Annotated in this window: 21 protein-coding genes; 11 read left to right on the top strand and 10 right to left on the bottom strand. The window is 67.3% G+C overall.

Annotation, left to right across the window (positions count from 1 at the left end; genetic code table 11):
• Positions 1-53: 53 nt before the first annotated feature.
• Both CLU95_RS06635 and CLU95_RS06630 read right to left on the bottom strand, forming a co-directional pair.
• A complete protein-coding gene (locus CLU95_RS06635; RefSeq protein WP_099791571.1) occupies positions 54-1,016 on the bottom strand; it encodes a TIGR03571 family LLM class oxidoreductase in 963 nt (320 codons plus the stop codon).
• A gap of 7 nt (positions 1,017-1,023) precedes the next feature.
• Positions 1,024-1,701 (bottom strand): TetR/AcrR family transcriptional regulator, encoded by a 678-nt coding sequence (locus tag CLU95_RS06630; protein ID WP_099791569.1) that lies wholly within the window; start codon positions 1,699-1,701, stop codon positions 1,024-1,026.
• Between the two features lie 202 nt (positions 1,702-1,903).
• Between CLU95_RS06630 and CLU95_RS06625 the strand changes: the two genes are divergently transcribed.
• Genes CLU95_RS06625 through CLU95_RS06615 form a run of 3 tightly spaced genes read left to right on the top strand, consistent with a single transcriptional unit; the run spans position 1,904 to position 5,417 of the window.
• Positions 1,904-2,707 (top strand): SDR family NAD(P)-dependent oxidoreductase, encoded by an 804-nt coding sequence (locus tag CLU95_RS06625; protein WP_099791567.1) that lies wholly within the window; start codon positions 1,904-1,906, stop codon positions 2,705-2,707.
• A 23-nt stretch (positions 2,708-2,730) separates the two neighbouring features.
• Positions 2,731-3,867 carry a DUF5938 domain-containing protein gene (locus tag CLU95_RS06620; protein ID WP_099791565.1) on the top strand — a complete coding sequence of 379 codons (1,137 nt, stop codon included), beginning with the start codon at positions 2,731-2,733 and terminating at the stop codon, positions 3,865-3,867.
• A gap of 5 nt (positions 3,868-3,872) precedes the next feature.
• Positions 3,873-5,417: an acyl-CoA synthetase gene (locus tag CLU95_RS06615; RefSeq protein ID WP_099791563.1), complete on the top strand. Its 1,545-nt coding sequence runs from the start codon at positions 3,873-3,875 to the stop codon at positions 5,415-5,417.
• A 1-nt stretch (position 5,418) separates the two neighbouring features.
• On the opposite strand, the gene CLU95_RS06610 is transcribed toward CLU95_RS06615, so the two are convergent.
• A complete protein-coding gene (locus CLU95_RS06610) occupies positions 5,419-7,026 on the bottom strand; it encodes a class I adenylate-forming enzyme family protein (protein ID WP_099791561.1) in 1,608 nt (535 codons plus the stop codon).
• A gap of 142 nt (positions 7,027-7,168) precedes the next feature.
• Between CLU95_RS06610 and CLU95_RS06605 the strand changes: the two genes are divergently transcribed.
• A complete protein-coding gene (locus CLU95_RS06605) occupies positions 7,169-7,822 on the top strand; it encodes a DUF1345 domain-containing protein (protein ID WP_099797143.1) in 654 nt (217 codons plus the stop codon).
• Between the two features lie 7 nt (positions 7,823-7,829).
• Here the strand turns inward: CLU95_RS06605 and CLU95_RS06600 are convergent, their stop codons facing one another.
• The 3 genes from CLU95_RS06600 to CLU95_RS06590 form a co-directional block, all read right to left on the bottom strand.
• Positions 7,830-8,792, bottom strand: a complete 963-nt coding sequence (locus CLU95_RS06600) for a DMT family transporter (RefSeq protein WP_099791559.1) — start codon at positions 8,790-8,792, stop codon at positions 7,830-7,832.
• A gap of 75 nt (positions 8,793-8,867) precedes the next feature.
• On the bottom strand, positions 8,868-9,365 hold the full coding sequence (locus tag CLU95_RS06595; RefSeq protein ID WP_099791557.1) for a methylated-DNA--[protein]-cysteine S-methyltransferase: 498 nt from the start codon (positions 9,363-9,365) through the stop codon (positions 8,868-8,870).
• Entirely contained in the window at positions 9,362-10,972 is a 1,611-nt protein-coding gene (locus tag CLU95_RS06590) for a DNA-3-methyladenine glycosylase 2 family protein (RefSeq protein ID WP_099791555.1), read from the bottom strand. Before CLU95_RS06590 ends, CLU95_RS06595 begins: the two co-directional genes overlap by 4 nt.
• Before the next feature lie 110 nt (positions 10,973-11,082).
• On the opposite strand from CLU95_RS06590, the gene CLU95_RS06585 reads away from it, so the two are divergent.
• The 4 genes from CLU95_RS06585 (at position 11,083) to CLU95_RS30580 (ending at position 16,964) form a co-directional block, all read left to right on the top strand.
• Positions 11,083-12,465, top strand: coding sequence for a phosphomannomutase/phosphoglucomutase (locus tag CLU95_RS06585; protein ID WP_099791553.1), 1,383 nt, complete (start codon positions 11,083-11,085; stop codon positions 12,463-12,465).
• A gap of 7 nt (positions 12,466-12,472) precedes the next feature.
• Entirely contained in the window at positions 12,473-13,867 is a 1,395-nt protein-coding gene (locus CLU95_RS06580) for a 3-deoxy-D-manno-octulosonic acid transferase (RefSeq protein WP_099791551.1), read from the top strand.
• Positions 13,868-14,124: 257 nt separating this feature from the next.
• Positions 14,125-16,512: a M23 family metallopeptidase gene (locus tag CLU95_RS30585; RefSeq protein WP_143605968.1), complete on the top strand. Its 2,388-nt coding sequence runs from the start codon at positions 14,125-14,127 to the stop codon at positions 16,510-16,512.
• Between the two features lie 11 nt (positions 16,513-16,523).
• On the top strand, positions 16,524-16,964 hold the full coding sequence (locus CLU95_RS30580) for a hypothetical protein (RefSeq protein WP_143605967.1): 441 nt from the start codon (positions 16,524-16,526) through the stop codon (positions 16,962-16,964).
• A 60-nt stretch (positions 16,965-17,024) separates the two neighbouring features.
• Here CLU95_RS30580 and CLU95_RS06575 read toward each other — a convergent pair whose 3' ends face one another.
• The 4 genes from CLU95_RS06575 to CLU95_RS06560 form a co-directional block, all read right to left on the bottom strand.
• Positions 17,025-18,554, bottom strand: a complete 1,530-nt coding sequence (locus CLU95_RS06575) for a TolC family outer membrane protein (protein ID WP_099791549.1) — start codon at positions 18,552-18,554, stop codon at positions 17,025-17,027.
• A gap of 24 nt (positions 18,555-18,578) precedes the next feature.
• Positions 18,579-18,932: a rhodanese-like domain-containing protein gene (locus tag CLU95_RS06570; protein WP_099791547.1), complete on the bottom strand. Its 354-nt coding sequence runs from the start codon at positions 18,930-18,932 to the stop codon at positions 18,579-18,581.
• Between the two features lie 16 nt (positions 18,933-18,948).
• Positions 18,949-19,626 carry a protein-L-isoaspartate O-methyltransferase family protein gene (locus CLU95_RS06565; protein ID WP_099791545.1) on the bottom strand — a complete coding sequence of 226 codons (678 nt, stop codon included), beginning with the start codon at positions 19,624-19,626 and terminating at the stop codon, positions 18,949-18,951.
• A gap of 94 nt (positions 19,627-19,720) precedes the next feature.
• Positions 19,721-20,398 (bottom strand): TetR/AcrR family transcriptional regulator, encoded by a 678-nt coding sequence (locus tag CLU95_RS06560; RefSeq protein WP_099791543.1) that lies wholly within the window; start codon positions 20,396-20,398, stop codon positions 19,721-19,723.
• Between the two features lie 104 nt (positions 20,399-20,502).
• On the opposite strand from CLU95_RS06560, the gene msrA reads away from it, so the two are divergent.
• From msrA to CLU95_RS06545, 3 genes are all read left to right on the top strand, one after another.
• Complete coding sequence (gene msrA / locus CLU95_RS06555; RefSeq protein WP_099791541.1) at positions 20,503-21,054, top strand: peptide-methionine (S)-S-oxide reductase MsrA; 552 nt, start codon at positions 20,503-20,505, stop codon at positions 21,052-21,054.
• Between the two features lie 52 nt (positions 21,055-21,106).
• A complete protein-coding gene (locus tag CLU95_RS06550) occupies positions 21,107-21,469 on the top strand; it encodes a hypothetical protein (protein WP_099791539.1) in 363 nt (120 codons plus the stop codon).
• A gap of 84 nt (positions 21,470-21,553) precedes the next feature.
• Positions 21,554-23,656, top strand: a complete 2,103-nt coding sequence (locus tag CLU95_RS06545) for a TonB-dependent receptor (RefSeq protein WP_099791538.1) — start codon at positions 21,554-21,556, stop codon at positions 23,654-23,656.
• The last annotated feature ends 3 nt before the right edge of the window (positions 23,657-23,659 follow it).

Below are 23,659 nucleotides of genomic sequence, written 5' to 3'. Positions count from 1 at the left end.
GGGCGGGTCCTTGAGAGGGGAACAACAACAGCGAGCGCCGGATTCTGCCCGGCTCAGGCTGGCGGTGTGCGCGCATGGCCTTGCAGGCGCGGCAGCACCTCGCGGCCGAGCTCGTCGACGATGTCCAGCGCGGGCCGCGGGCTGCTGCGCGCGAGGTTCAGCAGCACATGGGCGACGCCGGCGTCTTCCATGCGGTCGAGGTAGTCGACGAGCGCGTGGCGTCCTGTGCGCAGGCCGAGTTCGATGGCTTCGGCGGGCGCGTCGGCATCGTCCAGCAGGTCGAGCTGCAACGATTGAACGAAGGGCTTGGCTTCGCCGCCCGCGCGTTCGCGCAGCGCGGTCTGCCACAGGCCGATGCGGCCCTGCTGGCGCGCTTCGTCGCGGTGGTAGGTGGCCCAGCCGTCGGCGTGGGCGGCGGTCCATTGCAACGACTGGCGTGCCGAGCCCACCACCAGCATGCCGATGCGCGCGGCGGGTGGCGCCATGAGGTCGTGGCCGCCGGTGGCTTCGTGCAGTGCGGCGCGGTCGCTTGCATCGGGCGAGAGCGCCGAGCGCACGAGGTTCCAGCGTTCGCGAAAGACGTCGCCGCGCAGCGCGATGTCCTGCTGGAAGATGGCGAACTCGGCCTCGCGGTCGCCCGAGCCCAGGCCGAGGATGAAGCGGTCGTTCGAGAGGCGATTGAGCGAGAGCGCCGCCTTGGCCACGTGCAGCGGATGGCGCAGCGGCAGCACGGCGGCGGCGGTGCCGAGCGCGATGCGCTGTGTGGCGGCCGCCAGCGCGGTGAGCCAGACAAAGGGCTCGTCGAGCACCGCGGTGGCTTCGCCCTGCGGCAGCATCACCGGCACGTCGCGCGTCCACAGCGCGGCAAAGCCGAGGGTGTCGGCCAGGCGGGCCAGCTGCAGTTCGATCGCGGGGTCGGCCATCGCGCCGTGCGGGCGCGCCAGCGGCGTCATCAGCCCCAGGGTGAGGCGCCCGGCGAGCAGCGTCTGCCGGTAGGCGGTGTTGAACGGCGCCATGGCGGCGTCAGGCGCGGCGCTTGCGGGGGGCGGGCGTCGCCTTGGCGGGCGCGGCAAACAGCCGTTCGATCGACTGCCGCACATCGGCCTGCATGTCGGCAATGGCCTTCGTGTCGCCCGAGAGGTGCTTGAGCAGCGCCTGCAGGAACAGCCCGTCGAAGAGCGCGTAGCAGGCCGAGGGCGGCAGGCCGGGGTCTTGTCCCGAGAGTTCGGCGAAGCGGCTCATGATGCGCCAGATCATGTCTTCGAGGCTCTTGTCGATCTGCACCACGTCGTCGTGGAACGCGGCTTCGAACAGCGCCTGCGAACGCAGGTCGTACCAGAGCCGGTGCACGTGGCCTTCGCCCTGCAGCGTGTCGCCCAGGCTCTGCAGGAAGCCTTCCATGAGCTCGTCGTAGGTGGTGGCGGTGTCGACCGCGTGGTCGTAGCGCGTGACGCAGCGCGCCTTGTACTGCTTGACGCTGCAGACGATGAGGTCGACCTTGTCGCTGAAGTAGTAGTGCAGCACGCCATGCGAGAACTCGGAGTTCTGCGCAATCTCGCGCAGGCTGGTGCGCGCGTAGCCGAGCGTGGCCAGCGTGGTGAGGGCGGCCTCGCCGAGTTCGGCGCGGCGCTCCGCGAACTTGTCGGCCGGCGCCTTTTGCACCCGCCCGGTGTGCTTCTTTACCCGTGAATGAGTGGTCATTTCTAGCCAGGCCGCAGAGTGCCGGCCGCTGTGTTTCCTGGTGATTGCAAACCATAGCACGCGGCGCGGGAAATCCCTCGTACGTGCATTCCAGAGGCATTTTATGAAATTTGGGCAGTTGTCAAAAAAAATCTTGACACTCGTCAAGTCGATTCCTAGCATGGCCGCTCCATCTCATAAACATATTCACAGGAGACAAGTGATGGCCAAGTTCGACTTGACGGGGCGCAAGGCCCTGGTGACGGGTGGTGCGCGCGGCATCGGCGCGGGCATTGCAGAAGCACTGGCGAAAGCGGGTGCGTCGGTGATGATCGGCGACGTGCTCGCCGATCTGGGGAGGGAAACCGCGCAGCGGCTCTCGGCCGAAGGGGCGAAGGTGGGCTTCGTCCCGCTCGACGTCACGAAGGACGGCGATTGGGCCGCGGCCACCGAAGCCACGGTGAAGGCGCTCGGCGGCTTCGACATCCTGGTCAACAACGCCGGCATCGAGATCACCTCGCTGGTGATCGACGTCGAGGGCGACGACCTGCGCCGCATGCTCGACGTGAACGTGGCCGGCACATTGCTCGGCATGAAGCACGCCTTTCGCGCCATGCGCCCCGGCGGCAGCGCGGGCGGCGGCGGTGCGGTGGTCAACATCGCGTCGGTCGCGGCCACCATCGCCTTTCCCGCCATTGCAGGCTACTCGGCCACCAAGTCGGCGGTCGACCGCGCCACGCGCGTGGCGGCCATGGAGTCCGGCAAGCTGGGCTACGGCGTGCGCGTCAACTGCATCTACCCCGGCCTGGTGCCCACCGACATGGGCATGAAGCTCGCCAACGACATCGTGGCCGCCGGGCTTGCGCCCAGCGTCGAAGCCGCCGTCGGCGACGTCATCGGCCAGACGCCGCTGGGCCGCCTCGGTGAGATCGGCGACATGGCCGACGTGGTGGTCTTCCTCTGCTCCGACGCCGCCCGGTTCATCACCGGCGCGGGCCTCGCGGTGGATGGCGGCATGGGCATGTGAGCGATCAACAAGGAGCAAAGAACATGAGCAGCAGCAAGAAGAAACCCGTCGTCGTCTACGGCGCCTCCGGCTACACCGGGCGCCTGGTCTGCGAGTACCTGCGCGAGTACCACATCCCCTTCATTGCCGCGGGCCGCAGCGCAGAGAAGCTCGAAGCCGCGATGAAGTCGAACGTGCCCGGCATCGAGACGGCCGACTACGAAGTGGTCGAGGTCGCGCACACGGTCGAGGCGCTCACCGAGCTCTTCACCGGCGCCTCGGTGGTGCTCAACACGGTGGGGCCGTTCGCCAAGTTCGGCCCTGAGGTGGTCGATGCCTGCCTGGCCGCGGGCTGCCACTACACCGACACCACCGGCGAGCAGGACTGGCTCATCACCCTCGACCAAAAATACGGCGCCAAGTTCGCCGCCGCGGGCCTGCTGCTCTCGCCGGGCCTGGCGCAGATGTACACCACCGGCGAAATCGCCGCGCAGCTGTGCCTGGAAACACCGGGCCTGGACACGCTCGACATCGCCGTGTTCTGGGGCGGCAGCCCGACCATCGCATCGACGCAGACCATCCTGGTGAACGCGGCCACGTCGAAGGCCTTCTTCCTGGAGCAGAACCAGTACGTCGAATGGCAACCCGACGCGGGTCTGTACCACCTGTCGATTCCGGGCCAGCACGAAGCCGCTTTGGCATTACCCTGGGGCGGCACCTCGCACCCGGTGTGGTTCAAGCGCGATCCGCGCGTGGCCAACGTGAAGGTGCTCGGCGGCGTCTTCAACAAGCCGCTGATGCTCGGCGTGCCACAGATCGTGGCTGCCGCGCTCAAGGCCACCGAAGGCATGAACGACGAAGACCGCTATGCCGCGCTGGCCCAGACGGCGGCGGGCGTGATGAACACCATGCCGCCGCGCGAGAACCCGCGCATCAACAAGTCTGTCGATTCGGTGCACGCTTCGGGTCCGCTGGGCCGCGCGCACTGCGTGATCTTCGGCAACTGCAACTACAAGCAGACTGGCCTGCTGCAGGCCTACGCCGCGGCCTCGCTGCTGCAGCAGGCGCCGCGGCGCGCCGGCTTTGCGTCGGGCTGCCAGGCCTTCGGGCACCGCGAGTTGCTGGGGGCGCTGCGCAGCTTCGGGCTGGTGCAGGAACCCGTGCTCACGCGGATGGGCTGACCCTCATGCGCCTCGTCGACTACCTCGACAAAGGCGCCCAGCAGGGCGCCGATTCGCCGTGCCTCACCATGGGCGACGCCGACCTGAGCTATGCGCAGGTGCAGCGCGTCAGCTGGCGCGTGGCGCGCGGCCTGCAGCGCGCCGGCATCGCGGCGGGAAGCAAGGTGGCGGTGCTCTCGAGCAACGACGCCATGGCCTTCGCCACGGTGTTCGGCATCTCGCGCGCCGGTTGCGTGTGGTGCCCGGTCAACCCGCGCAACGAAGCCAGCGAGAACGCCTTCGTGCTCGACGCCTTCGATTGCGCGTGCCTCGTGTTCCACAGCAACTACGCGCCGATGGTCGAGCAGATGCGTGCCCAACTGCCGCAACTGAAGGCGCTGGTGTGCCTCGACCAGCCACAGGCCTTTGCGCCTTCGATGGACGAATGGCTCGACGGGCTGGACGACACACCGATCGACATCGCACCGCCCGACGACGTGGCCATGATCGCCGGCACCGGCGGCACCACCGGCCAGCCCAAGGGCGTGATGCTCTCGGGCGGCAACCTCGAAGCGATGTCGGCGCTGACGCTCATGGGCTACCCGTTCGAGGGCCGGCCCGTGTACCTGGCGCTCGCGCCGCTCACGCACGCGGCCGGCGTGCTGTGCCTGCCCGTGATGGCGCTGGGCGGGCGCGTGGTCATCATGCCCAAGCCCGACCTGAGCGAGTTCCTTGCGCTCATCGAGCGCCGGCGCGTCACCCACACCTTCCTGCCGCCGACGCTGATCTACATGCTGCTGCAGCACCCGGAGCTGGCGCAGACGAAGCGCGATTCGCTGCAATGCTTCTGGTACGGCGCCGCGCCCATGTCGGCCGCGCGGCTCGAAGAAGCACTCGACAAGATCGGCCCCGTCATGGCGCAGCTCTTCGGCCAGACCGAGGCGCCGATGATGGTCTCGATGATGCCGCCGCGCGACCACTTCAATGCCGACGGTTCGGTGGCCCGCCAGCGCCTGGCCTCGGCGGGGCGGCCCGGGCCGCTGGTGCAGGTCGGCATCATGAACGGCGAGGGCGCGCTACTGCCCACGGGCGAGAGCGGCGAGATCGTGGTGCGCGGCTCGCTCGTGATGCGCGGCTACTACAAGGACCCGAAGGCCACGCAGGAGGCCTCGCGCCACGGCTGGCACCACACGGGCGACATCGGCTACCTCGATGCCGAGGGCTTCCTGTACATCGTCGACCGCGCGAAGGACATGATCATTTCGGGCGGCTTCAACGTCTACTCCGCCGAAGTAGAGCAGGTGCTCATGCAACACCCCGACGTGCAGGACAGCGCGGTGGTCGGCCTGCCCGACGAGAAGTGGGGCGAGCGCGTGGTGGCCGTGCTGCAGCTGCATGCGGGCCGCAGCGTCGATGCCGAGGCGATCAAGACCTTCGTCAAGTCGCGCATCGGCAGCGTGAAGGCGCCCAAGCAGGTCGAGGTGTGGGCCGACCTGCCGCGCTCCAAGGTCGGCAAGGTGCTGAAGAAGGAAGTGCGGGCGTCGCTGCTGCAGAAACTGCAGTCGCCCTGATTCAGTCGCGCTGGTAGTGCCCCTGGTGGGCCTGGCGCAGCTCGAACTTCTGGATCTTGCCCGTCGAGGTCATTGGCAGCGCGGGCAGGAAGACGATGTCCTTCGGCACCTCGAAGCCGCCGAGGTGCTCCTTGCAGTGCGCTGTGAGCGCGGCCTCCGAGAACTCCGCCGGCGCATCGGGCCGGCGCGTGACGAAGGCCGTGATGGCCTCGCCCCAGCGCTCGTGCGGCAGGCCGACCACCGCCGCATTGAGCACCGCGGGGTGGCGCAGCAGCACCTCTTCGACCTTCAGCGAGGGCACGTTCTCGCCGCCCGACTTGACCATGTCCTTGAGCCGGTCGAGAAAGATCAGCTGCCCGTCGTCGTCCAGCTTGCCCAGGTCGCCCGAGTGGTGCCAGCCGAAGCGCTGCGCATTGGCCGTGGCCTGCGGGTCTTTGTAGTAGCCGAGCATCACGTTCGGTCCGCGAAAGACGATCTCGCCGACCTGGTTCGGTGCGAGCAGCTCGCCCTCGTCGCCCATCACCGCGACCTCGTTCACCATCGTGCCCACGCCCCAGTACGAGCCGAAGCGCTCGCGCTGCCGGTGGGTCTCGAAGATGGTGGCGCCGGGGTACATCTCGGTCTGCCCCGAGGCCAGTGCGAAGTTGGGGCAGAAGCTGTCGAGCAGGCGCAGCAGCAGCGTGCGCGACATCGGCGCCATCGCATACACGCACAGCCGCAGGCTCGACAGGTCGCGCGATGCGCGCTGCGGGTGCGCCAGCAGCGCGCCGTACATCATCGGCAGCCCGACCGTCACCGTGATCTGGTGGCGCTCGATGGCCGCGAGCATCGCGCCGGGGTCGAAGCCGCGCAGGATGACGTTCGTGCCGCCCACCGCGAGCGCCGACATCAGCACCGTGTGCTGCCCGCAGTGAAAGAGCGGCAGCACGTTGCTCCACACATCGTGGTGCGTGGGGCTGCCACCCCATTCGAGCATGTTGCTCATCAGCACCGAATGCACCGAGGCGTGCGAATGCATCACGCCCTTCTGGCGGCCGGTGGTGCCGCTGGTGTACATGATGAGCGCGAGCTGGTCACTGCCGATGGCCACGTCGGGCAGCGTGGCCGGGCCCTGCGCGATGGCCTGCGCCACGGTGGGCACGCCGGGCGGCGGCGTGTCGCCGTCGAGCACGCACAGCAGTGGCGAGACGGCCGCTGAGTCGAGCAGCTGGCGCAGCTCGGGTTTGGCGTGCAGCGCGGTGTCGATCACAAGGTGCCGCACCTCGGCGTGTTCGAGGATGTAGCCGATGGCATCGACCGCGAGCGCCGTGTTGATCGGCACCCACACGAGGCCCGCCTTCTGGATGCCGAGCAGCGCGACCACCATCTCGATCGAGTTGTTGCACAGCATGCCCACGCGCGCGCCGCTTGCGAGGCCGAGGTCCAGCAGGTGGTGCGCGAAACGGTTCGATGCGGCATCGAGCTCGGTGTAGCTCATGCGGTGCTCGCCCTCGATCAGCGCGGTGCGTGCGCCGAAGCGCCGCGCGCTGCGGTGGATCACGTCGCCCAGCGCAATGCGGGCGATGCGCTGGAAGGAGGAAGGGGAGGGCTCAGGGCGGGCGGCGGGCATGGCGTCGTGTCTCCGGTCGTTGGGGGTGTCGATCGGAGCGCAGACTAAGACCGGCACCGCCTGCCGGTCTTGCGGGGAGTGGCTATGCCGGGTGCTGCCCTGCCCGTGCGGCCGCGAGGGCGAGCAGCGCTACAGTGCGCCCATGCGCCAACACCTTGCCACCACCACCGGTCCCCAACGCCTTCTCTATGGAGCGGCCGCGGCTGTCGCGGTGGCGCTGCTGCCATGGCCGATGGGCTTCACGGCGCGCGCGCTGGCCGGCTGGTGCGCGGGCGTGGCGGTGTACCAGGTGCTCAGCTGGTGGCTGGCCGAGACCTTCGACGCCCAACGCACGCGCGAGCGCGCGCAGCAGCTGGACCAGCCCAATGTCGTGATCCTGGTGTCGATGCTGGTGGCGGTGGGCGTGAGCGTGGTCGCCATCGCGATGCTGCTGCAGCAGGTGCGCCAGCTTAGCGGCTGGGCGCGCGGCGCCCACGTGGCGCTCGGGCTGGTGGCGCTGGCGGGGTCGTGGCTCATGATGCACACGATCTACGCCTTTCACTACGCGCACCGCTACTACATCGATCGCAAGGACCACGCCTCCGACGGCGGGCTCGACTTTCCGGGCAAGGAAGAGCCCGACTACTTCGACTTCATGTACTACGCCTACGTGATCGGCATGACCTCGCAGGTGTCGGACGTGCAGGCCACCTCGCACGAGATGCGGCGCATCACGCTGGTCCACAGCGTGCTCGCCTTCGCCTTCAACATGCTCGTGCTGGCGCTGTCGGTGAACGTGGTCGCAGGCGTGGTCTGAAGAAAGCTCAGCTCGCGGCCTTGCGCAGCGACGGCAGCTTGACGATGCCGGTCGACAGCGCCACGCCGCACACGATCACGAAGGCGCAGATCAGCATCCACTGCGTGATCTGCTCGCCGAGGAACACGGCGCCGTAGAACAGCGCGAACACTGGCACGAGGAAGGTCACGGTGAGCGCACGCGCCGGGCCGGCGCGTTCGATGAGCCGGAAGAACAGGATGTAGGCCACGCCCGTGCAGGCGATGCCCAGCGCCAGCAGCGCCAGCCACGCTCGCAGGCTGGGCATCTGCGCGGGCCAGAGCCAGATGGCGGGCAGCACGAGGAACAGGCTGGCACCGATCTGGCTGCCCGTGGCCGTGGTCAGCGCAGGCACGCCGGCCAGGTGGCGGCGCGTGGCGCTGGCCGAGATGCCGTAGCAGAGGCAGGCCGCAAGGCAGGCCAGCACGGCCCACAGCGCGGCGTGGTTGCTGGCACCGGCATGCAGGCCGGCGCTGCGGCTCGCAAGCATCGCGACGCCCGCGAAGCCGATCACCAGGCCGACGAGACGCGAGCCGTTGGGCCGTTCGCGGAACCAGGCCCAGGCCACCAGCGCGCCGAACATCGGCGTGGTGGCGTTGAGCACCGCCGCCAGGCCGGTGTTGATGGTCAGCAGCGCAAAGCAGAACAGCGCGAAGGGCATGCCCGAGTTGAAGATGCCGACCGTGAGGCTGGCCTTCCAGTGCTTCGCGATCGACGGCCCCTGGCCGCGCAGCAGCGCGATCGGCAGCAGGAACGCCGCCGCGATGGCCACGCGCACGGCGGCGGTCGGCAGCGCGCCGAACTCCGCCGCGCCGATGCGCATGAACAGGAAAGAGGCGCCCCACAGCGCGCCCAGCAGCACGAGATCGATGAGCCACGCTTTGGGCGCGAGCGCGGCGGCAGCGGGGGCAGGCGAGGAAGCGACGGTGGTGTTGTTGTTCGTTGTGGTCATGCGTCTCTTTGGGGAATGGCGCGGCGCCACATCGAGGGATGTGGCGCCGCGCCATGGGCGGTGTTTTCTTCTGTCTTACTTGCCGGTCTCGAGTTCGAGCAAGGCCGTCTTGCGATCGAGCCCGCCAGCGTAACCGGTCAGCGAGCCGTCTGCACCCAGCACGCGGTGGCAGGGCACGATCACGCTGATCGGGTTGCGCCCGACCGCCGCGCCGACCGCGCGCACCGCAGCCGGATTGCCCACGCGCTGACTCAGTGCGCCGTAGGTCGTGGTCTCGCCGGCCGGAATGGCGAGCAGCGCCTGCCACACGCCTTGCTGGAAGGTGGTGCCGTGCGACAGGTCGAGCTGCATGTCGAAGTGGCTGCGGCGGCCCGCGAAGTAGTCGTGCAGTTGCGCGGCGGCTTCGACCAGTGCGGGGTGGTCGTCCTTCGTCTGCCAGCCCGTGGTGTCGGGCCAGTGGCGCTGCTGGTCGAACCAGACGCCGGCCAGGCCCTGGTCGGTGGCGGCCATCGTGACGCCGCCCAGCGGCGTGTCGATGTGCGAGGTGTAAATGACTGTGCGTTTGAACTTCATGATTTTTCAGGCACGGGGCCTGCCGTTGCGAGGTCGGAAGAAGAAGCGATCGGCGTCGCGGCAGCCGATGCCGGTTCGGAAGGTGCGGGTGGCGTGTGCCACGCGCGCAGCACCGCATAGCTGCGCCAGGGCCGCCAGGCTTGCGAGGCCTCGCCCGCGGCGCGCGCGGTGGTCACGCCCAGCGCCTTCTGCAGGGCCACGTCGCCGGCGGGAAAGGCGTCGGGCCAGCGCAGGGCGCGCATCGCGATGTACTGCGCGGTCCAGGCGCCGATGCCGGGCAGTTCCTGCAGCGCCGCGAGGGTCGAGGGCACTTCGGCGCCCGCATGCAGCGCCAGCCGGCCTGAGGCCACTTCGCGCGCAATGGCCTGCAGCGCGGCCTGCCGCTGGCGCACGATGCCCAGTTGTCCGAGCGCATCGCCGCTGGCTGCCGCCAGCGCGGCGGGCGTGGGGAACAGGCGGGTCAGGCCGTCGATGGGCGTGTCGATGGCGTCGCCGAAAGCCTCGACCAGCCGCGAGCCCAGCGTGCGCGCCGCGGCCACGGTGATCTGCTGGCCCAGCACCGCCCGCACCGCGAGCTCGAAACCATCGACCGTGCCCGGCACGCGCAGCCCGTCGCCATGCGGAAAGGCGGCATGCAGCGCGGCGTTGATCGCCATCGGTTCGGCGTCGAGGTCGAACAGCGCGCGTGCGCGGCTGATGACGATCGGCAGCACCGCGGCCAGCGAATCGCTCACGGCCAGCAGCACCTGCTCGCGTTCGAGGTCGAAGCGCAGCTGCAGCCAGCCGGCGTGTGTCTGCCCGCCTTGTTGCTGCACGCGCAGCGTGCGCGCCAGCCGCACATAGGTCGGCGTGCTGCCCTTGGCGGGTTCCTTGCCGTCGGCGGTGTGCACGGTCTCGACGCCGCGCAACGCGCGCCGAGCGAAGAAGCCGAGCATGGCGTTCGCGTCGTAGGGTGGGCGAAAGCCCAGCCGCACTTCGATGGCCTTGCCTTCGCCGCCCTCGGTGCCGCCCGCGCGGCGTAGCGCGCTTGGGTTGAGCCCGTAGTGCTCCACGAAGGCCGCGTTGAAGCGCCGCACGCTCGCGAAGCCACTGGCCAGTGCCACCTGCGTCATCGGCAGGCGCGTGTCGGCGATGAGCTGCTTGGCGGCCAGCAGGCGGCGCGTCTGCAGGTACTGCAGCGGCGACACGCCGAACTGCGCCTCGAAGATGCGCCGCAGGTGGCGGTCGCTCACGCCCAGGCGGGCCGCGATCTGCGCCGCGCCGGGGCCTTCTTCGGACCAGGCGTCGGGCTCGTCGATGAGCCGCGCGGCCTGCAGCGCGAGGATGCGCGAGGCATCTTCTGTTGACCAGCTGGCCGCGCGCGGTGCCAGCTCGGGCCGGCAGCGCAGGCAGGGCCGAAAGCCAGCTGCCTCGGCCTGGGCCGCGTGGCGAAAGAAGCGGCAGTTCTCGCGCCGCGGCAGCTTGACGCGGCAGACCGGCCGGCAGTAGATGCCGGTGGAGGTCACGGCCGTGAAGAACGAGCCGTCGAAGCGCGCGTCGTGCGTCTTCATTGCCAGGTAGCAGGCGTCGCTCTCGAGCACTTCGGAGGGGGCGTGGGCGGTAGACATGGGGAAATGATACGGTTTCGACTCGTTTCAACTGGCCGTTTTCGGACATCGATGTCTACAACGCGTTGCCTACAATGCCCGACTCCGAACCAACAGTGACCCCGCCCTTCATGCAGCTCAGCGCATCGATCTTCAAGGCCTATGACATCCGCGGCGTCGTGCCCCTCAGTCTCGATGTCGAAGTGGCCGAGGCGTTGGGTCGTGCCTTTGGCAGCGCAGCACGCGCGGCCGGCGAGACCTCGGTGGCCGTGGGCCGCGACGGCCGCCTGTCGGGTCCGGCGCTGGTGGACGCACTGATCGACGGCCTGGTCGCCACCGGCGTCGAGGTGATCGACGTGGGCGCGGTCACGACCCCGATGCTGTACTTCGCGGCCCACACGCTGTGCACGAGCGGCATCCAGGTCACGGGCAGCCACAACCCGAAGGACTACAACGGCTTCAAGATGGTGCTGGCCGGCCGCGCGATCTACGGCGACGAGATCCAGGGCCTGCGCAAGACCATGGAAGAGGGCACTGCAAAGCTCGCACCGGGCGGCAGCGTGCGCAAGGTCGATGTGACCGAGGCCTATGTGCAGCGCATCGTCGGCGACATCAAGCTCGCACGGCCCATGAAGATCGTGGTCGATTCGGGCAACGGCATCGCGGGCGCGACCGCACCGGCCATCTTCCGCGCCATCGGCTGCGAAGTGGTCGAGCTGTTCAGCGAAGTCGACGGCAACTTTCCGAATCACCACCCCGATCCGAGCCAGCCCGCGAACCTCAAGGACCTGATGGCCGAACTGGCCCGCGGCGACGCCGAACTGGGCCTGGCCTTCGACGGCGACGGCGACCGCCTGGGCATCGTCACCAAGGACGGCCAGAACATCTTTCCCGATCGCCAGATGCAGCTCTTTGCGCAGGACGTGCTCTCGCGCGTGCCGGGCGGCACCATCGTCTACGACGTGAAGTGCTCGCAGCGCCTGGCGCCGGCCATCGTGGCCGCGGGCGGCACGCCGATGATCTACAAGACCGGCCACTCGCTCATCAAGGCGAAGATGAAGGAAATCGATTCGCCGCTGGGCGGCGAGATGAGCGGCCACATCTTCTTCAAGGAGCGCTGGTACGGCTTCGACGACGGCACTTACGCCGGCTGCCGCCTGCTCGAAATCCTGAGCAAGCACCCGGACGCGAACGCCGTGCTGAATGCGCTGCCCACCGGCTTCTCGACACCTGAACTGAACGTCGCCTGCGCCGAAGGCGAGCCGCACGTGCTGGTCGCCCAACTCGTGAAGAATGCGCGCTTCGACGCTCCCGCCCAGGTCTCGACCATCGACGGCCTGCGCGTGGACTGGCCCGATGGATTCGGGCTGATCCGCGCTTCCAATACCACCCCCGTGCTGGTGCTGCGCTTCGAAGGCCAGACCGAGGCGGCGCTCCAACGCATCGAGACCCAGATGCTTGCGGTGCTGCGAACGGTCAAGCCCGACGCCACGCTGGCCGCTGCTGCTCACTGAAGAACCTGTGCGTTCCCTGCTGCTTCGCCTTTACGGCGTTTTCACCACCGCCGTCCAACCGCTGGTCCGCCGCAAGCTGCGGCGCCGCGCCATCGCCGAGCCCGGCTATGCCGTGGCTGTCGAAGAGCGCTTCGGCCACTACGACGACGCCACCACCGGCTTTGCCCAGTGCTGGGTGCACGCCGTCTCGCTCGGCGAGACGCGCGCCGCCGCCATCCTGATCGCCGAGCTGCGGCGCCAGTACCCGGGCATTCCGATCCTGCTCACGCACGGCACGGCCACGGGCCGCGAAGAGGGCGCCAAGCTGCTCGAACCCGGCGACACGCAGGTCTGGCAGCCGTGGGACACGCCGGGCGCCGTCGCCCGCTTTCTCGACCGCTTCCAGCCGCGCATCGGCGTGCTGATGGAAACCGAGGTCTGGCCCGAGATGGCCGCCGCCTGCGCCGAGCGCCGCATTCCGCTGGTGCTGGCCAATGCGCGGCTCAACGAGAAATCGCGTGCCGCGGCCGAACGGCTCAGCGGGCTGGCACGGCCGGCGTACTCGGCGCTCACTGCCGTCTGGGCGCAGACCGAGGCCGATGCGCACCGGCTGGTGTCGCTCGGCGCCAAGGTGGCTGGCATCTACGGCAACCTCAAGTTCGACGCCACGCCCGACGCGCGGCAACTGGCCACGGCCGTCTCGCTGCGCGAGCACCTGCCGCGCCCGATGGTCGTGCTGGCCAGCTCGCGCGACGGCGAAGAACGCCTGCTGCTCGAGGTGCTCAAGCGCTTCGGCGCCACCTCGCCGGTGCCGCCCGAGCAGGGCGCGATCCGCTCGATCTCCAAGCGCGTGCACGATGTGCAGTGGATGATCGTGCCGCGCCATCCGCAGCGTTTCGACGAAGTGGCGGCGCTCATCGAGGCCGAGGGCTTTGCCGTGGCACGCCGCAGCGCGGCCGGCCAGCCGGCCGAGGCCGAGATCTGGCTCGGCGATTCGCTGGGCGAGATGGCGCTGTACTACGGCCTGGCCGACGTGGCCTTGCTCGGCGGCAGCTTCGAGCCGCTGGGCGGACAGAACCTCATCGAGCCGGCGGCCTGCGGCTGCCCGGTGGTGATGGGCCCGTCGACCTTCAACTTTGCCGAGGCGGCGCAGCTGTCGCTAGCTGCGGGCGCGTCATTGCGCGTCGAGGGCATGGAGCAGGCCGTGACGGCCGCGCTCAAGCTGGTCGAGAACCCCGAGCGCCGCGCCGTGATGGCGCAGGCCGCGCTGGCCTTCTCATCGTCGAACCGCGGGGCAGCCGAACGCACGGCGGCGGCGGTGCTGGCGATTGCGCAGGCGGCGGAGCCGGTGACGACGTCGGTGGCCGGTGACAACAGCGTGCCACCGCCTGAAGCGGTGCGGGCCGAGCCGACGCTGGACTGAGTATTCCCCGGCGGTATCGACTTTTTCACGGGTCGGGCTGGTAGCTAGATGCCAGGCCCGCCTGCCTGAGTTTCGGGTGACGATTGTTCGCAGTGTGAGCAGAGCAGCCCCAGCAAACTGCCTCGACCTATTTCCTTGTCATGGAAGCCGTCGATGCCGTGCCGCTCTCGAGTCACTCTCCTGTGTTTCCCTTTTTTCCTGCTGCGGCGAGCAGCGCCGGTCTTGATCTCGACGGGGTCTCCTTGTGAGGCGCGTACATGATCATCAGCCCGCCCTTTCTGCCCGATCATGCCGGCCAGTCCGACGATGCATGGCTCGATACGGCCATGGCGCAACCTGCCTCTCGCCTGACGAGCACCAACGCACCTGAGGGTTCGTTTCCTTTGAGCCTGAAATTGGCTTGGCACAACGGCATCCATATCCAGGCACCCATTGCCGATGGGGCGTATTTGCCAGTTCGCGCCGTCGCCGATGGCACGGTCGTCTTTGTTCATTCACCCACTGCGCGGAACGCAGAGCTTGATCATCCGCTGAACTACAACCCACTCCCCACCGATGTGCCTTCCGCCGCCTGGACCAGCGACGGGCTCCTTGTCATCGAACACAAGACGGAGATCGGTGCTGCGGGGACTCTCGCCACAGAGGTCGTCTACTACAGCGTTTGCATGCATCTGAGCAGCATTGCCGCCTGCCCAAGAACAGGCGTGGCATGGTCGGTTGGAAATGCCGTCTATCGAAAGGAAGAGCTTGGTTCACCGGGGCAGATCTACGGTCACGATGGGCAGGTCCACTTCGAAATCTGCTGCAACAAAGCGAACCTTGTGTCGCTCACGAGGCGCGGCCCCGATTGGGTCGACCCATTGGCGCTGACGCCACCTGCCGCCAATGGCCGCACTGACAGTGTCTTTGGCAGTCTCTATATTTATCTGCCTGCCGGCACGCCGACCAGCACCAGCCGGCCGACCCATCACATGCGCTCAGCTGGCAACCCGGGTGGTGCGGCAAGCCCTGCCTCGGACTACTTCCCGCCCAACACGCTGCACGCCCCTTTGTGGGTGCAAATCGCCTACGAAAAAGGTCGGGCGACCCTGACGAGCTACGACACGCGCGGCTTGGCCGTCGGTTCACCGAGGAACGACAGTCGAGACGACTATGTTCATCGCGCGAACGCTTCTACAACTGCCAACCAGAGCTTCGAATACGACCTGTACGTCGCTTCCAATGATCGTCACGATGCGCTGGACGCCGCCGCACAGGCCACGAGCAGTCCCAGCGGCTGGTTTGAGTTGCTACGCTTCGGTCGCAACCTGGGAAGCGATCCGCTCCCAGCCAACGCGGCCCATTGGCGCAAGATCGTGACAAGCTCCGGAGAGATATGGGCGGACCTCAATGCACAAGGCACCTTCAAGTTCAGCGATGCGGATTTCCTGCCTGTCATGGGTTGGAACTGCTTTGACGACGATCCTGCACCGACCGATCAGCGATGCGACTCGCTGCATATGAAAACGCTGATTCGTGATCCCGACCCCAAGAACGACCAGCGCATGCAAGTCGCTCAATTGGCGCGCCGGCTGGGAGAGGCCGAAGTAAGAAAGAAGCTGCGCCGAGCTATTTGCCGATTCCCCAGCGAATGGGATCAAACAAGCATTGAGGCGCGCTACGGATGGCTGGAAATCGGAGACTCCAAATCGACCGACGATGACGCCACGAGTGCACAGAAGTGGCGCCGATTCGTGAACCATGCGAAAGCGCTCAGCTTTCCTGAACTACCCCAAGCGGTTCTGGATGCTGACTGGCGTTTTCATCCGAGAGAATTTGTGGGGCACATGCGGCGATGCGGATGGTTGAGCACACAGGAACTCGCGCAGTGTTTTCCGAGAAAACAATTGCATTTGAATGGCGGTTCTTTCAATTCGTCGCAGATCACCTGGCAAACAGCCATTGCGCGAGCAAACGAGTGGGCGCTTCCCTTCAACAGGGCGACAAGGAAGTATGGAGTCAGCGCATCCAGGCAAAGATTGCTTCATCTGTTTGCCCATGTAATTCCGGAGACCGCCAATTTAAGTATGGTTAAAGAAGGTGGTGGAGAGAACGCGCGATACAGTCCTTACTACGGGCGTGGTCTCATTCAGTTGACCCATCTTGAAAATTACAAAGCATATGGGGAGTTTCGAAGTTTTAAAAGGACATTCCCGTCGAATAATTTCCCCGCTCTTGGATGGGATCCCGACACGCTGATAGCTCGCGACAACAGAGGTGGACGCAACGCTGAAAATTGCGTGGACAGTGCGTGCTTTTATTTGGTAAAGAGAGAAAATATGCTGAATCACCTGGATGGTGGTATTTCGCAGACGGATGCGATCACAGCAAGTAAAGATGTCAATGGCTATGTGTCGATCGAGAACTTGAATGGGTTGGATGCTCGCTTGCAAAGCATTATTTATCTCAAGTATGTCCTTCTTGAAGACGTGACTCGCAGTGCCACTGAAATGATCAATTTCGCGTGGCGAAGGAACAGCCGAAAAGAAGCTGTTCTGGATGCTCAAGGCCGCGCAGTTTCAACTGGAAATCCACCGCGTCCCTTGATGAAATACCATCTCGGTCAACACACGATTGGGGTGCCCCTCGATAGGCAAAAGCCGTGACAAAGGCGACCATGAAATTCATGGCAATCATGATTGGGCTGTGTCTCCAGCCTTTTGCTGCCGAGGCTGCGATCACCAATGAGACTGCCTGCTACGTTTCTAGCGACGCAAAGTCTGTGAGATTTGAATTTCACACGTACCACGATTCAAATCGAAAATGGAGCGCTGGGTTCGTCAGATATGAAAACTCAAGGGAGTCGATTCCAGTAACATTTTTTTCGTCGACCTCCGCGAGTGATTTAGGCGAAGGAATACACGAGCCCTCCACCAAATGGTTGGAAATCTGGCGTGGAAAAGTCACTGGAGAGTATGTTCTCAAGCGCGAAGGCGCCGGAGCAGGTGTCTCTGGATATGTGGCGACCTACAGAAATTACGCAGGAAACAGGGTGCGAAATTTCGTACTCGACCCGACTGCAGGCTTTGAAGAGTCCGGCTGCAACTGGGCCAATTGAACTGTAGACCGCAGGCCTGAGCAGGCCTCGGTGGAGGCGACTCAGGACTGACCGGCGAGATCAGCGCACCGGCGCATTCAGGATCACCGGCGGCGGCGGTGCCACCGGCATCGTGGGCGCGGGCGGGTTGAACGGCTGCACCGGCACCGGCGGCACCACCGGAATGGCCGGCGGCGTGACCGGAACCACGGGCGCGCCCGTGGTCGCGGCAGGCACTGCAGGCGTGCTGCCGTTGCGCGCCAGCGTCGCGTTGATCGCGTTCATGTCGTCGGTCGTCAGCGTGCCGTTGGCCTGACGCAGCTTCAGGTTGCCCAGCAGCACGTTGTAGCGCGCCTGCGCGAGGTCGCGCTTGGTCTGGAACAGCTGGCTTTGCGAATTGAGCACGTCGATGTTGATGCGCACGCCCACCTGGTAGCCCAGCTTGTTGGCGTCGAGCGCGCTCTGGCTGGAGGACTCGGCCGCTTCGAGCGCTTTCACCTGCCCCGCACCCGACACCAGCCCGAGGTAGGCCGCGCGCGTGGCCTGCGCGACGCTGCGGCGCGTGCCGTCGAGCACGCTGCGCGACTGGTCTTCGAGCGCCAGGGTTTCCTTGATGCGGTTCTCGGTGGCAAAGCCCGCGAACAGCGGCAGGTTGAAGGTGACGCCGACCGTGGCGGCGTTGACGCGCGTGCCCACAGTGCTGGTGCTCGTGCCGGTCGGGTTGCGCGTGACGTTGTAGCCCAGGTTGGCATCGAGCGTGGGCTTGTGGCCGGCCTGCGCCTTCTGCACCTCGAGCCCGGCGACGTCCAGCCCCAGGCGCGCCTGGCGGATCGCCGGATGCACCTCGTCGGCCTGCGCCACCCAGGCGTTGATGTCGGCGGGCTGCGCGGTCGGCAGCACGACCGGCGCGGCCAGCGGCACGGGCACGCTGCCCGGGCGGCCGACCAGCTGGTCGAGCACCACCTTCTTGACCTGCAGGTCGTTCTCGGCGGCGATTTCCTGGGCAATCACGAGGTCGTAGCGGGCCTGGGCCTCGCGCGAGTCGGTGATGGTGGAGGTGCCGACCTCGAAGTTGCGCTTGGCCGAGGCCAATTGCTCGGCCACGGCGACCTTCTGCGCGCGCACCAGGGCCAGGCTGTCCTGGCTGGCGAGCACGTCGAAGTAGGCCTGGCTCACGCGCACGATGAGGTCTTGCTCGGCGATGGTGAGCACCGCCTGCGCCACTTCGGCCTGGCGCTTGCCCTGCTCGTAGGTGGCCCAGTTGGCGGGGCGGTACAGCGGCTGCGTGGCGTTGATGCCGACGTTCTGCGTGGTGAAGTCGCGCGAGGCGCTGCTGCCGCGGCCGGTGCCGGTCAGGGTGTCGATGTCCAGGTCGCTGCGGTTCACGCCCGCGGTGAGCCCGACGGCCGGCAGGATGCCGGCCTTGGCCTGCGCCGCACGCGCCAGGTTGGCCTCGTACTGCGCCCGCGCGCCCTGGTAGGTGGCGTCGAAGCCGCGCGCGGAATCGTAGAGTTCGTTCAGTGTCTGGCCCTGGGCCGGCAGGGCGAGCAGGCCTGCAATGACGCTTGCGAGGGCTGCGGAAAGTGGCAGAAGCCGGGGCCTGGGAGGCATTGAACGTCCTTGGGAGGGAAAGAATCAGTAGCGCGGCACGCTCGGGTCGTGCTGCGCCGACCAGGCGTCGATGCCCCCCGCCACATTGGCGAGCGAGTCAAAGCCGTTCTGGTGCAGAAAAGCGGCCACGCGCTGGCTGCGGGCGCCGTGGTGGCACAGGCAGGCGATGCGCAGCGCGGGCTGTCCGTCGCCGGCGGCGAGTTCGGCCAGCCGGCCGGGGATCTCGTTCATCGGGATCGCGACCAGCGTGAAACCCTGCGGCGCGACGCTCGCCGTCTGCAGCTCCCAGGGCTCGCGCACGTCGAGCAGCACGGGGGCGGCGTCGGCGTCCTGTGCGAACCAGGCGGCCAGGTCGGCGGGGCGGACTTGATCGATCATTCGGTGGGCCGCTCGATCAGAACGCGAAGCGCGAAGGCTCGGCGAAGTTCAGCAGGCGCGGCGCCACGGTGTCCCAGGGCTGGATCGTGTCCCACTTGCTTTCGCTGGTGCGGGTCACGAAATGGGCGCGCATCATGGGCTCCTCGCCGACGATGGCCGAGAGGCGGCCTCCGACCTTGAGCGAGCCGAGCAGGTTCTGCGGAATGCGCGCGACCGAGCCGCTGAGCACGATCACGTCGAAGCTCGGGCCGCTGGCCAGCGGCACGGCGCCGTCGGCGTGGCGCACTTCGACGTTTGTCACGCCGTTCAGGCGCAGCGTCTCGGCGGCGCGGGCGGCCAGCACGGGGTTGATTTCGAGCGACAGCACCTGGGCGGCGCGGGCGCCGAGCAGGGCGGCCATGAAGCCGGAGCCGGTGCCGATCTCGAGCACCGATTCGTGCTTCTGGATGTGCAGGTCCTGCAGGGTGCGGGCTTCGACCTTGGGCGACAGCATGAATTCGCCGGGCACCGAGCCGTCGAGCAGCGGCAGCTCCATGTCGAAGAAGGACAGCGTGCGGTGCGCGTCGGGCACGTAGTCTTCGCGGTGAATCTCGGCCAGCAGCTCGAGGATGTCCGACTCCAGCACGTCCCAGGGACGGATCTGCTGTTCGATCATGTTGAAGCGCAAGCGCTCGAGGGTGGGCGTGGGGTTCATGACGTGGCTTTCCTTGAAGGCTCTGGACGGGACAAACCTTCAATTTTAGGTCGCCCCGATGACGCCACCGCGCCAGTCGGCCATCCGGCGGCCGTCATGCGGGGCTCCCGGGGCGCACGCAGAGGCCGTAAAGCACGGTTTCGGCCTGGGTTGCGATGAATTTTTCGGGGTCGAGCGTGCTGACGCCGTCGACGCAGACCATGGCCGAATGCTTCCAGAGCATGAGGAACACCATGGGCGCGACCACCGAATAGATGGCGTGGTCGATGTCCATGGGCACGAACTCGCCGCGGTCGATGCCGCGCTGCAGGATGCGGCGCAGCAGCTCGTGGCCGGGGCGCACCACCTGCTCGCGGTAGAACTCCGCCAGCTCGGGAAAATTGCCGCCTTCGCTCATCATCAGCTTGGTCAGGCCCGAGGCCTTGGTCAGCCCGACGCGCTCCCACCAGACGTTCATGCAGTAGCGCAGCATCTCGGCGGTGGTGCCCTCGAAGGCTTCGAACTCGGCGTTCCACTCCGTGAAACGGCCGCCGAGGTTTTCGATCACCACGGCCTTGAACAGCTCTTCCTTGCTTGGAAAGTAAAGAAAGAGGGTGCCCTTGGACACACCGGCCCGCACCGCCACTTCTTCCGAGCGCGTGGCGGCAAAGCCCTTTTCGACGAACAGGTCGAGCGCCGCAGCCAGCAGTTCGCCCGGACGCGCCTCTTTGCGCCGCGCGCGCTTGGAGGGCAGCGGGCAGAACTTGTCGACGAGGGAACGGGGGGAGGGCATGGTGTTAATGACTGACGGGTTAGTAATGTAGTGACCGGCATCCGGCCCGTCAAGCCGCGACAATACCGGTCCCCCGCTTTTTCCAACCCACCCGGAGCCGCGCCATGTCTTCCTCACCGTCGCCCACCGAAACCATCGTGCTCGGCGGAGGCTGCTTCTGGTGCACCGAGGCGGTGTTCGACCGGGTGCAGGGCGTGCTCGATGTCGAATCGGGCTATACCAACGGCCAGACGGTGAATCCGAGCTACGAGCAGATCTGCGCCGGCCGCACCGGCCATGCCGAGGTCGTGAAGCTCAAGTTCGACCCGGCGCAGATCAGCCTGCGCGAGCTGCTCGAGATCTTCTTCGTGGTGCACGACCCCACCACGCTCAACCGCCAGGGCAACGACGTCGGCACGCAGTACCGCAGCGGCATCTACACCACGAGCGATGCCCAGAAAGAAGTGGCCGACTCGGTGATTCGCGAGATCGAGGCCAGCAAGACCTACAGCTCGCCCGTGGTGACCGAAGTGGCGCCGCTGGCCAACTACTCGACGGCCGAGGCCTACCACCAGGACTACTTCCTGAACCACCCGAACCAGGGCTACTGCGCGTTTGTGGTCGGCCCGAAGGTCGAGAAGTTCCAGAAGACCTTCGCATCGCGCGTCAAGGCCTGAGTCTCTTTCCTCACGTCCCGTGTCCGCCGCCCTCCGCCAGACCCCGACCCGCATGACGCGCACCACGCGCGCGCTCGTCGTCGCGCTGGCGTTCGCGCTCTGGTTCGCTGGCACGATGGGGCTGATGCACCGTTCGCTGCACGTGCCGGGCCTTCCGGCGGCAGCCGCAGCCGCGACGGCGCAAGTCGAACACCGGCACGACACCGGCCACACGCTGGCCAGCCTGTTCGGCGTGCACAACGACGCCGACTGCCGCCTGTACGACCAGCTCGCGCACGGCACGGGCGTGCCCGGTGTGCCGCTGGTGGTGCTGCCGATGCTGCTGCCGGCAGCCACGTTTGCCTATCTGCAGGGCGAAGCCATCGCCCGTTGGGTCGCGCTCTTCGACGCGCGCGGCCCGCCTTCCACTCGCTGAATCCCCTGTGTTCCGGTGGCTGCACCCGCTTCGCGCGGGTGCGGGCGGCCGGTCGTTCCCCGATTCAACGAGTGTTCTTTCTTCATGACTCCCCACTTCCGTCGCAACGCCATCGGCGCTGCCGTTCTTTCGCTCGCCTCGGTGGCGAGCCTGGCCCAGACCGCCGACACCGCTGCTGCCCCTGTCACTGCCGCTGACCCCTCCAGCCTGCGCGAGGTCACCGTCACCGGCAACCCGCTGGGCGCGAGCGACCTGATCGCGCCGACCACCTCGCTGTCGGGCGACCAGCTGCTGCTGCGCTCCGAATCGACGCTCGGCGAAACGCTGAACAACCTGCCCGGCGTGAGCAGCAGCTACTTCGGCCCCAATGCGAGCCGCCCCAGCATTCGCGGCCAGGACGGTGACCGCATCCGCATCCTGCAGAACGGCGGCGGCGCGCCCGACGCTTCGGCGCTGAGCTACGACCACGCGGTGCCCGTCGATGCGCTGGTGACCGAGCGCATCGAGGTGCTGCGCGGCCCGTCGGCGCTGCAGTACGGCGGCAGCGCGGCGGGCGGCGTGGTCAACGTGATCGACAACCGCATCCCGACCGAGCCCATCAACGGCTTCGGCGGCCGTGCCGATCTGGGCTACGCCAGCGGCAACAAGGAAAAGAGCGGCGGCGTGCTGCTCGAAGGCGGCAACGACCGCTTCGCCCTGCACGTCGATGCCTTCAACCGCGATTCGGCCGACGTGTCGGTGCCGATCGACCTCGAATGCAGCAAGCCCGGGCGCCTCGGGTTTGCGCGCCGCATCTGCAACTCGCAGAACCAGGCGCACGGCGGCGCGGTCGGCGGCACGCTGTTCTTCAGCCAGGGCTGGATCGGCGCCTCGGCCAGCACTTATCGCAGCAACTACGGCACGGTGGCCGAGGACGCGGTGACCATCGGCATGAAGTCCGACCGCTACGCGCTGGAGGGCGAGTGGCGCCCGGGCGGCTTCATCCGCAGCATCCACGCCAAGGTGAGCCGCACCGACTACCGCCACACCGAGTTCGAGGGTGCCGAGGTCGGCACCACCTTCTCGAACCTGAGCAACGACCTGCGCATCGAGGCGCGGCACGAAAAGATCGGCAACCTCGAAGGCCTGATCGGCTTCAGCCGCGAGAGCAACCGCTTCGCCGCCGATGGGGCGGAGGCTTTCGCGCCGCACAGCCGCACGCGTTCCAACGCGATGTTCCTGCACGAAGAACTCGGCACTTCGTGGGGCCGCCTGAGCTTCGGTGCGCGCACCGAGAAGGTCACGGTGCGCTCGTTGGGCTACCCCGACGACCTGTCGGTGACGCGTTTTGCCATCGGCGAGCGCACCTTCAATCCGCACAGCGCGGCGTTCGGTGCGCTGGTCAACCTCACGCCGCAGTGGCAGCTGACCTCGAACCTGGCCTACACCGAGCGCGCTCCGAAGGACTACGAGCTGCTCGCCAACGGCCCGCACGTGGCCACGGCGGCCTGGGAAGTGGGCGACCCGAACCTGGGCAAGGAAAAGTCCGCCGGTTTCGACCTGGGCGCGCAATGGAAGTCGGGCCCGAACACGGCCCGCGTGAATGCGTATGTCACGCGCTTTCGCAACTACATCGGCCTGACCGCATCGGGCCGCACGCTCGATGAAGAAGGGCAGGTCGTCACCGACCCCGAAGCCGTCGACACGCTGGCCGAGTACCGCTACGGCGGCATGCGCGCGCGCTTCACGGGCATCGAGGCCAACGGTAACCTGCGGCTGCTGGGCACCGACGGCTTCGCGCGCATGGCCGACGCGGGCACGCTCGACCTCGAATGGCGCGGCGACATCGTGCGCGCCAAGAACCTGGACACCGGCGAGCCGCTGCCGCGCATCGCACCGCTGCGCCTGGGCGCCACGCTGGCCTACGGCAATGGGCCGTGGACCGGGCGTGTCGGCTTCGACTACAACGCGGCGCAGCGCCGGGTGCCCGACGTGGGCGCGCGCGAGACGGATGCGTACACGTTGTGGAACGCGTCCATCAGCTACCGCATGAAGGTGCAGCGCGCCAACCTCACCTGGTACGCGCGCATGGACAACATCGGGAACAAGCTGGCCTACACGCCGACCTCGATCCTGACGACGACGGTGTTCCCGAAGGCGCCGCTGCCGGGGCGCTCGCTGAAGGTGGGTTTGCGCGTCACGTTCTGATGC

This window comes from Variovorax sp. 54, assembly GCF_002754375.1.
Taxonomy (GTDB): Bacteria; Pseudomonadota; Gammaproteobacteria; order Burkholderiales; family Burkholderiaceae_C; genus Variovorax.
This window is presented reverse-complemented; position numbering and strand designations above follow the sequence as displayed.

Excerpts from the sequence above, each read along its gene's own strand:
- CLU95_RS06635 (WP_099791571.1), bottom strand. The coding sequence starts at position 1,016 with ATGGCGCCGTTCAACACCGCCTACCGGCAGACGCTGCTCGCCGGGCGC.
- CLU95_RS06630 (WP_099791569.1), bottom strand. The coding sequence starts at position 1,701 with ATGACCACTCATTCACGGGTAAAGAAGCACACCGGGCGGGTGCAAAAG.
- CLU95_RS06625 (WP_099791567.1), top strand. The coding sequence starts at position 1,904 with ATGGCCAAGTTCGACTTGACGGGGCGCAAGGCCCTGGTGACGGGTGGT.
- CLU95_RS06620 (WP_099791565.1), top strand. The coding sequence starts at position 2,731 with ATGAGCAGCAGCAAGAAGAAACCCGTCGTCGTCTACGGCGCCTCCGGC.
- CLU95_RS06615 (WP_099791563.1), top strand. The coding sequence starts at position 3,873 with ATGCGCCTCGTCGACTACCTCGACAAAGGCGCCCAGCAGGGCGCCGAT.
- CLU95_RS06610 (WP_099791561.1), bottom strand. The coding sequence starts at position 7,026 with ATGCCCGCCGCCCGCCCTGAGCCCTCCCCTTCCTCCTTCCAGCGCATC.
- CLU95_RS06605 (WP_099797143.1), top strand. The coding sequence starts at position 7,169 with ATGCGCCAACACCTTGCCACCACCACCGGTCCCCAACGCCTTCTCTAT.
- CLU95_RS06600 (WP_099791559.1), bottom strand. The coding sequence starts at position 8,792 with ATGACCACAACGAACAACAACACCACCGTCGCTTCCTCGCCTGCCCCC.
- CLU95_RS06595 (WP_099791557.1), bottom strand. The coding sequence starts at position 9,365 with ATGAAGTTCAAACGCACAGTCATTTACACCTCGCACATCGACACGCCG.
- CLU95_RS06590 (WP_099791555.1), bottom strand. The coding sequence starts at position 10,972 with ATGTCTACCGCCCACGCCCCCTCCGAAGTGCTCGAGAGCGACGCCTGC.
- CLU95_RS06585 (WP_099791553.1), top strand. The coding sequence starts at position 11,083 with ATGCAGCTCAGCGCATCGATCTTCAAGGCCTATGACATCCGCGGCGTC.
- CLU95_RS30585 (WP_143605968.1), top strand. The coding sequence starts at position 14,125 with ATGATCATCAGCCCGCCCTTTCTGCCCGATCATGCCGGCCAGTCCGAC.
- CLU95_RS30580 (WP_143605967.1), top strand. The coding sequence starts at position 16,524 with ATGAAATTCATGGCAATCATGATTGGGCTGTGTCTCCAGCCTTTTGCT.
- CLU95_RS06575 (WP_099791549.1), bottom strand. The coding sequence starts at position 18,554 with ATGCCTCCCAGGCCCCGGCTTCTGCCACTTTCCGCAGCCCTCGCAAGC.
- CLU95_RS06570 (WP_099791547.1), bottom strand. The coding sequence starts at position 18,932 with ATGATCGATCAAGTCCGCCCCGCCGACCTGGCCGCCTGGTTCGCACAG.
- CLU95_RS06565 (WP_099791545.1), bottom strand. The coding sequence starts at position 19,626 with ATGAACCCCACGCCCACCCTCGAGCGCTTGCGCTTCAACATGATCGAA.
- CLU95_RS06560 (WP_099791543.1), bottom strand. The coding sequence starts at position 20,398 with ATGCCCTCCCCCCGTTCCCTCGTCGACAAGTTCTGCCCGCTGCCCTCC.
- msrA (WP_099791541.1), top strand. The coding sequence starts at position 20,503 with ATGTCTTCCTCACCGTCGCCCACCGAAACCATCGTGCTCGGCGGAGGC.
- CLU95_RS06550 (WP_099791539.1), top strand. The coding sequence starts at position 21,107 with ATGACGCGCACCACGCGCGCGCTCGTCGTCGCGCTGGCGTTCGCGCTC.
- CLU95_RS06545 (WP_099791538.1), top strand. The coding sequence starts at position 21,554 with ATGACTCCCCACTTCCGTCGCAACGCCATCGGCGCTGCCGTTCTTTCG.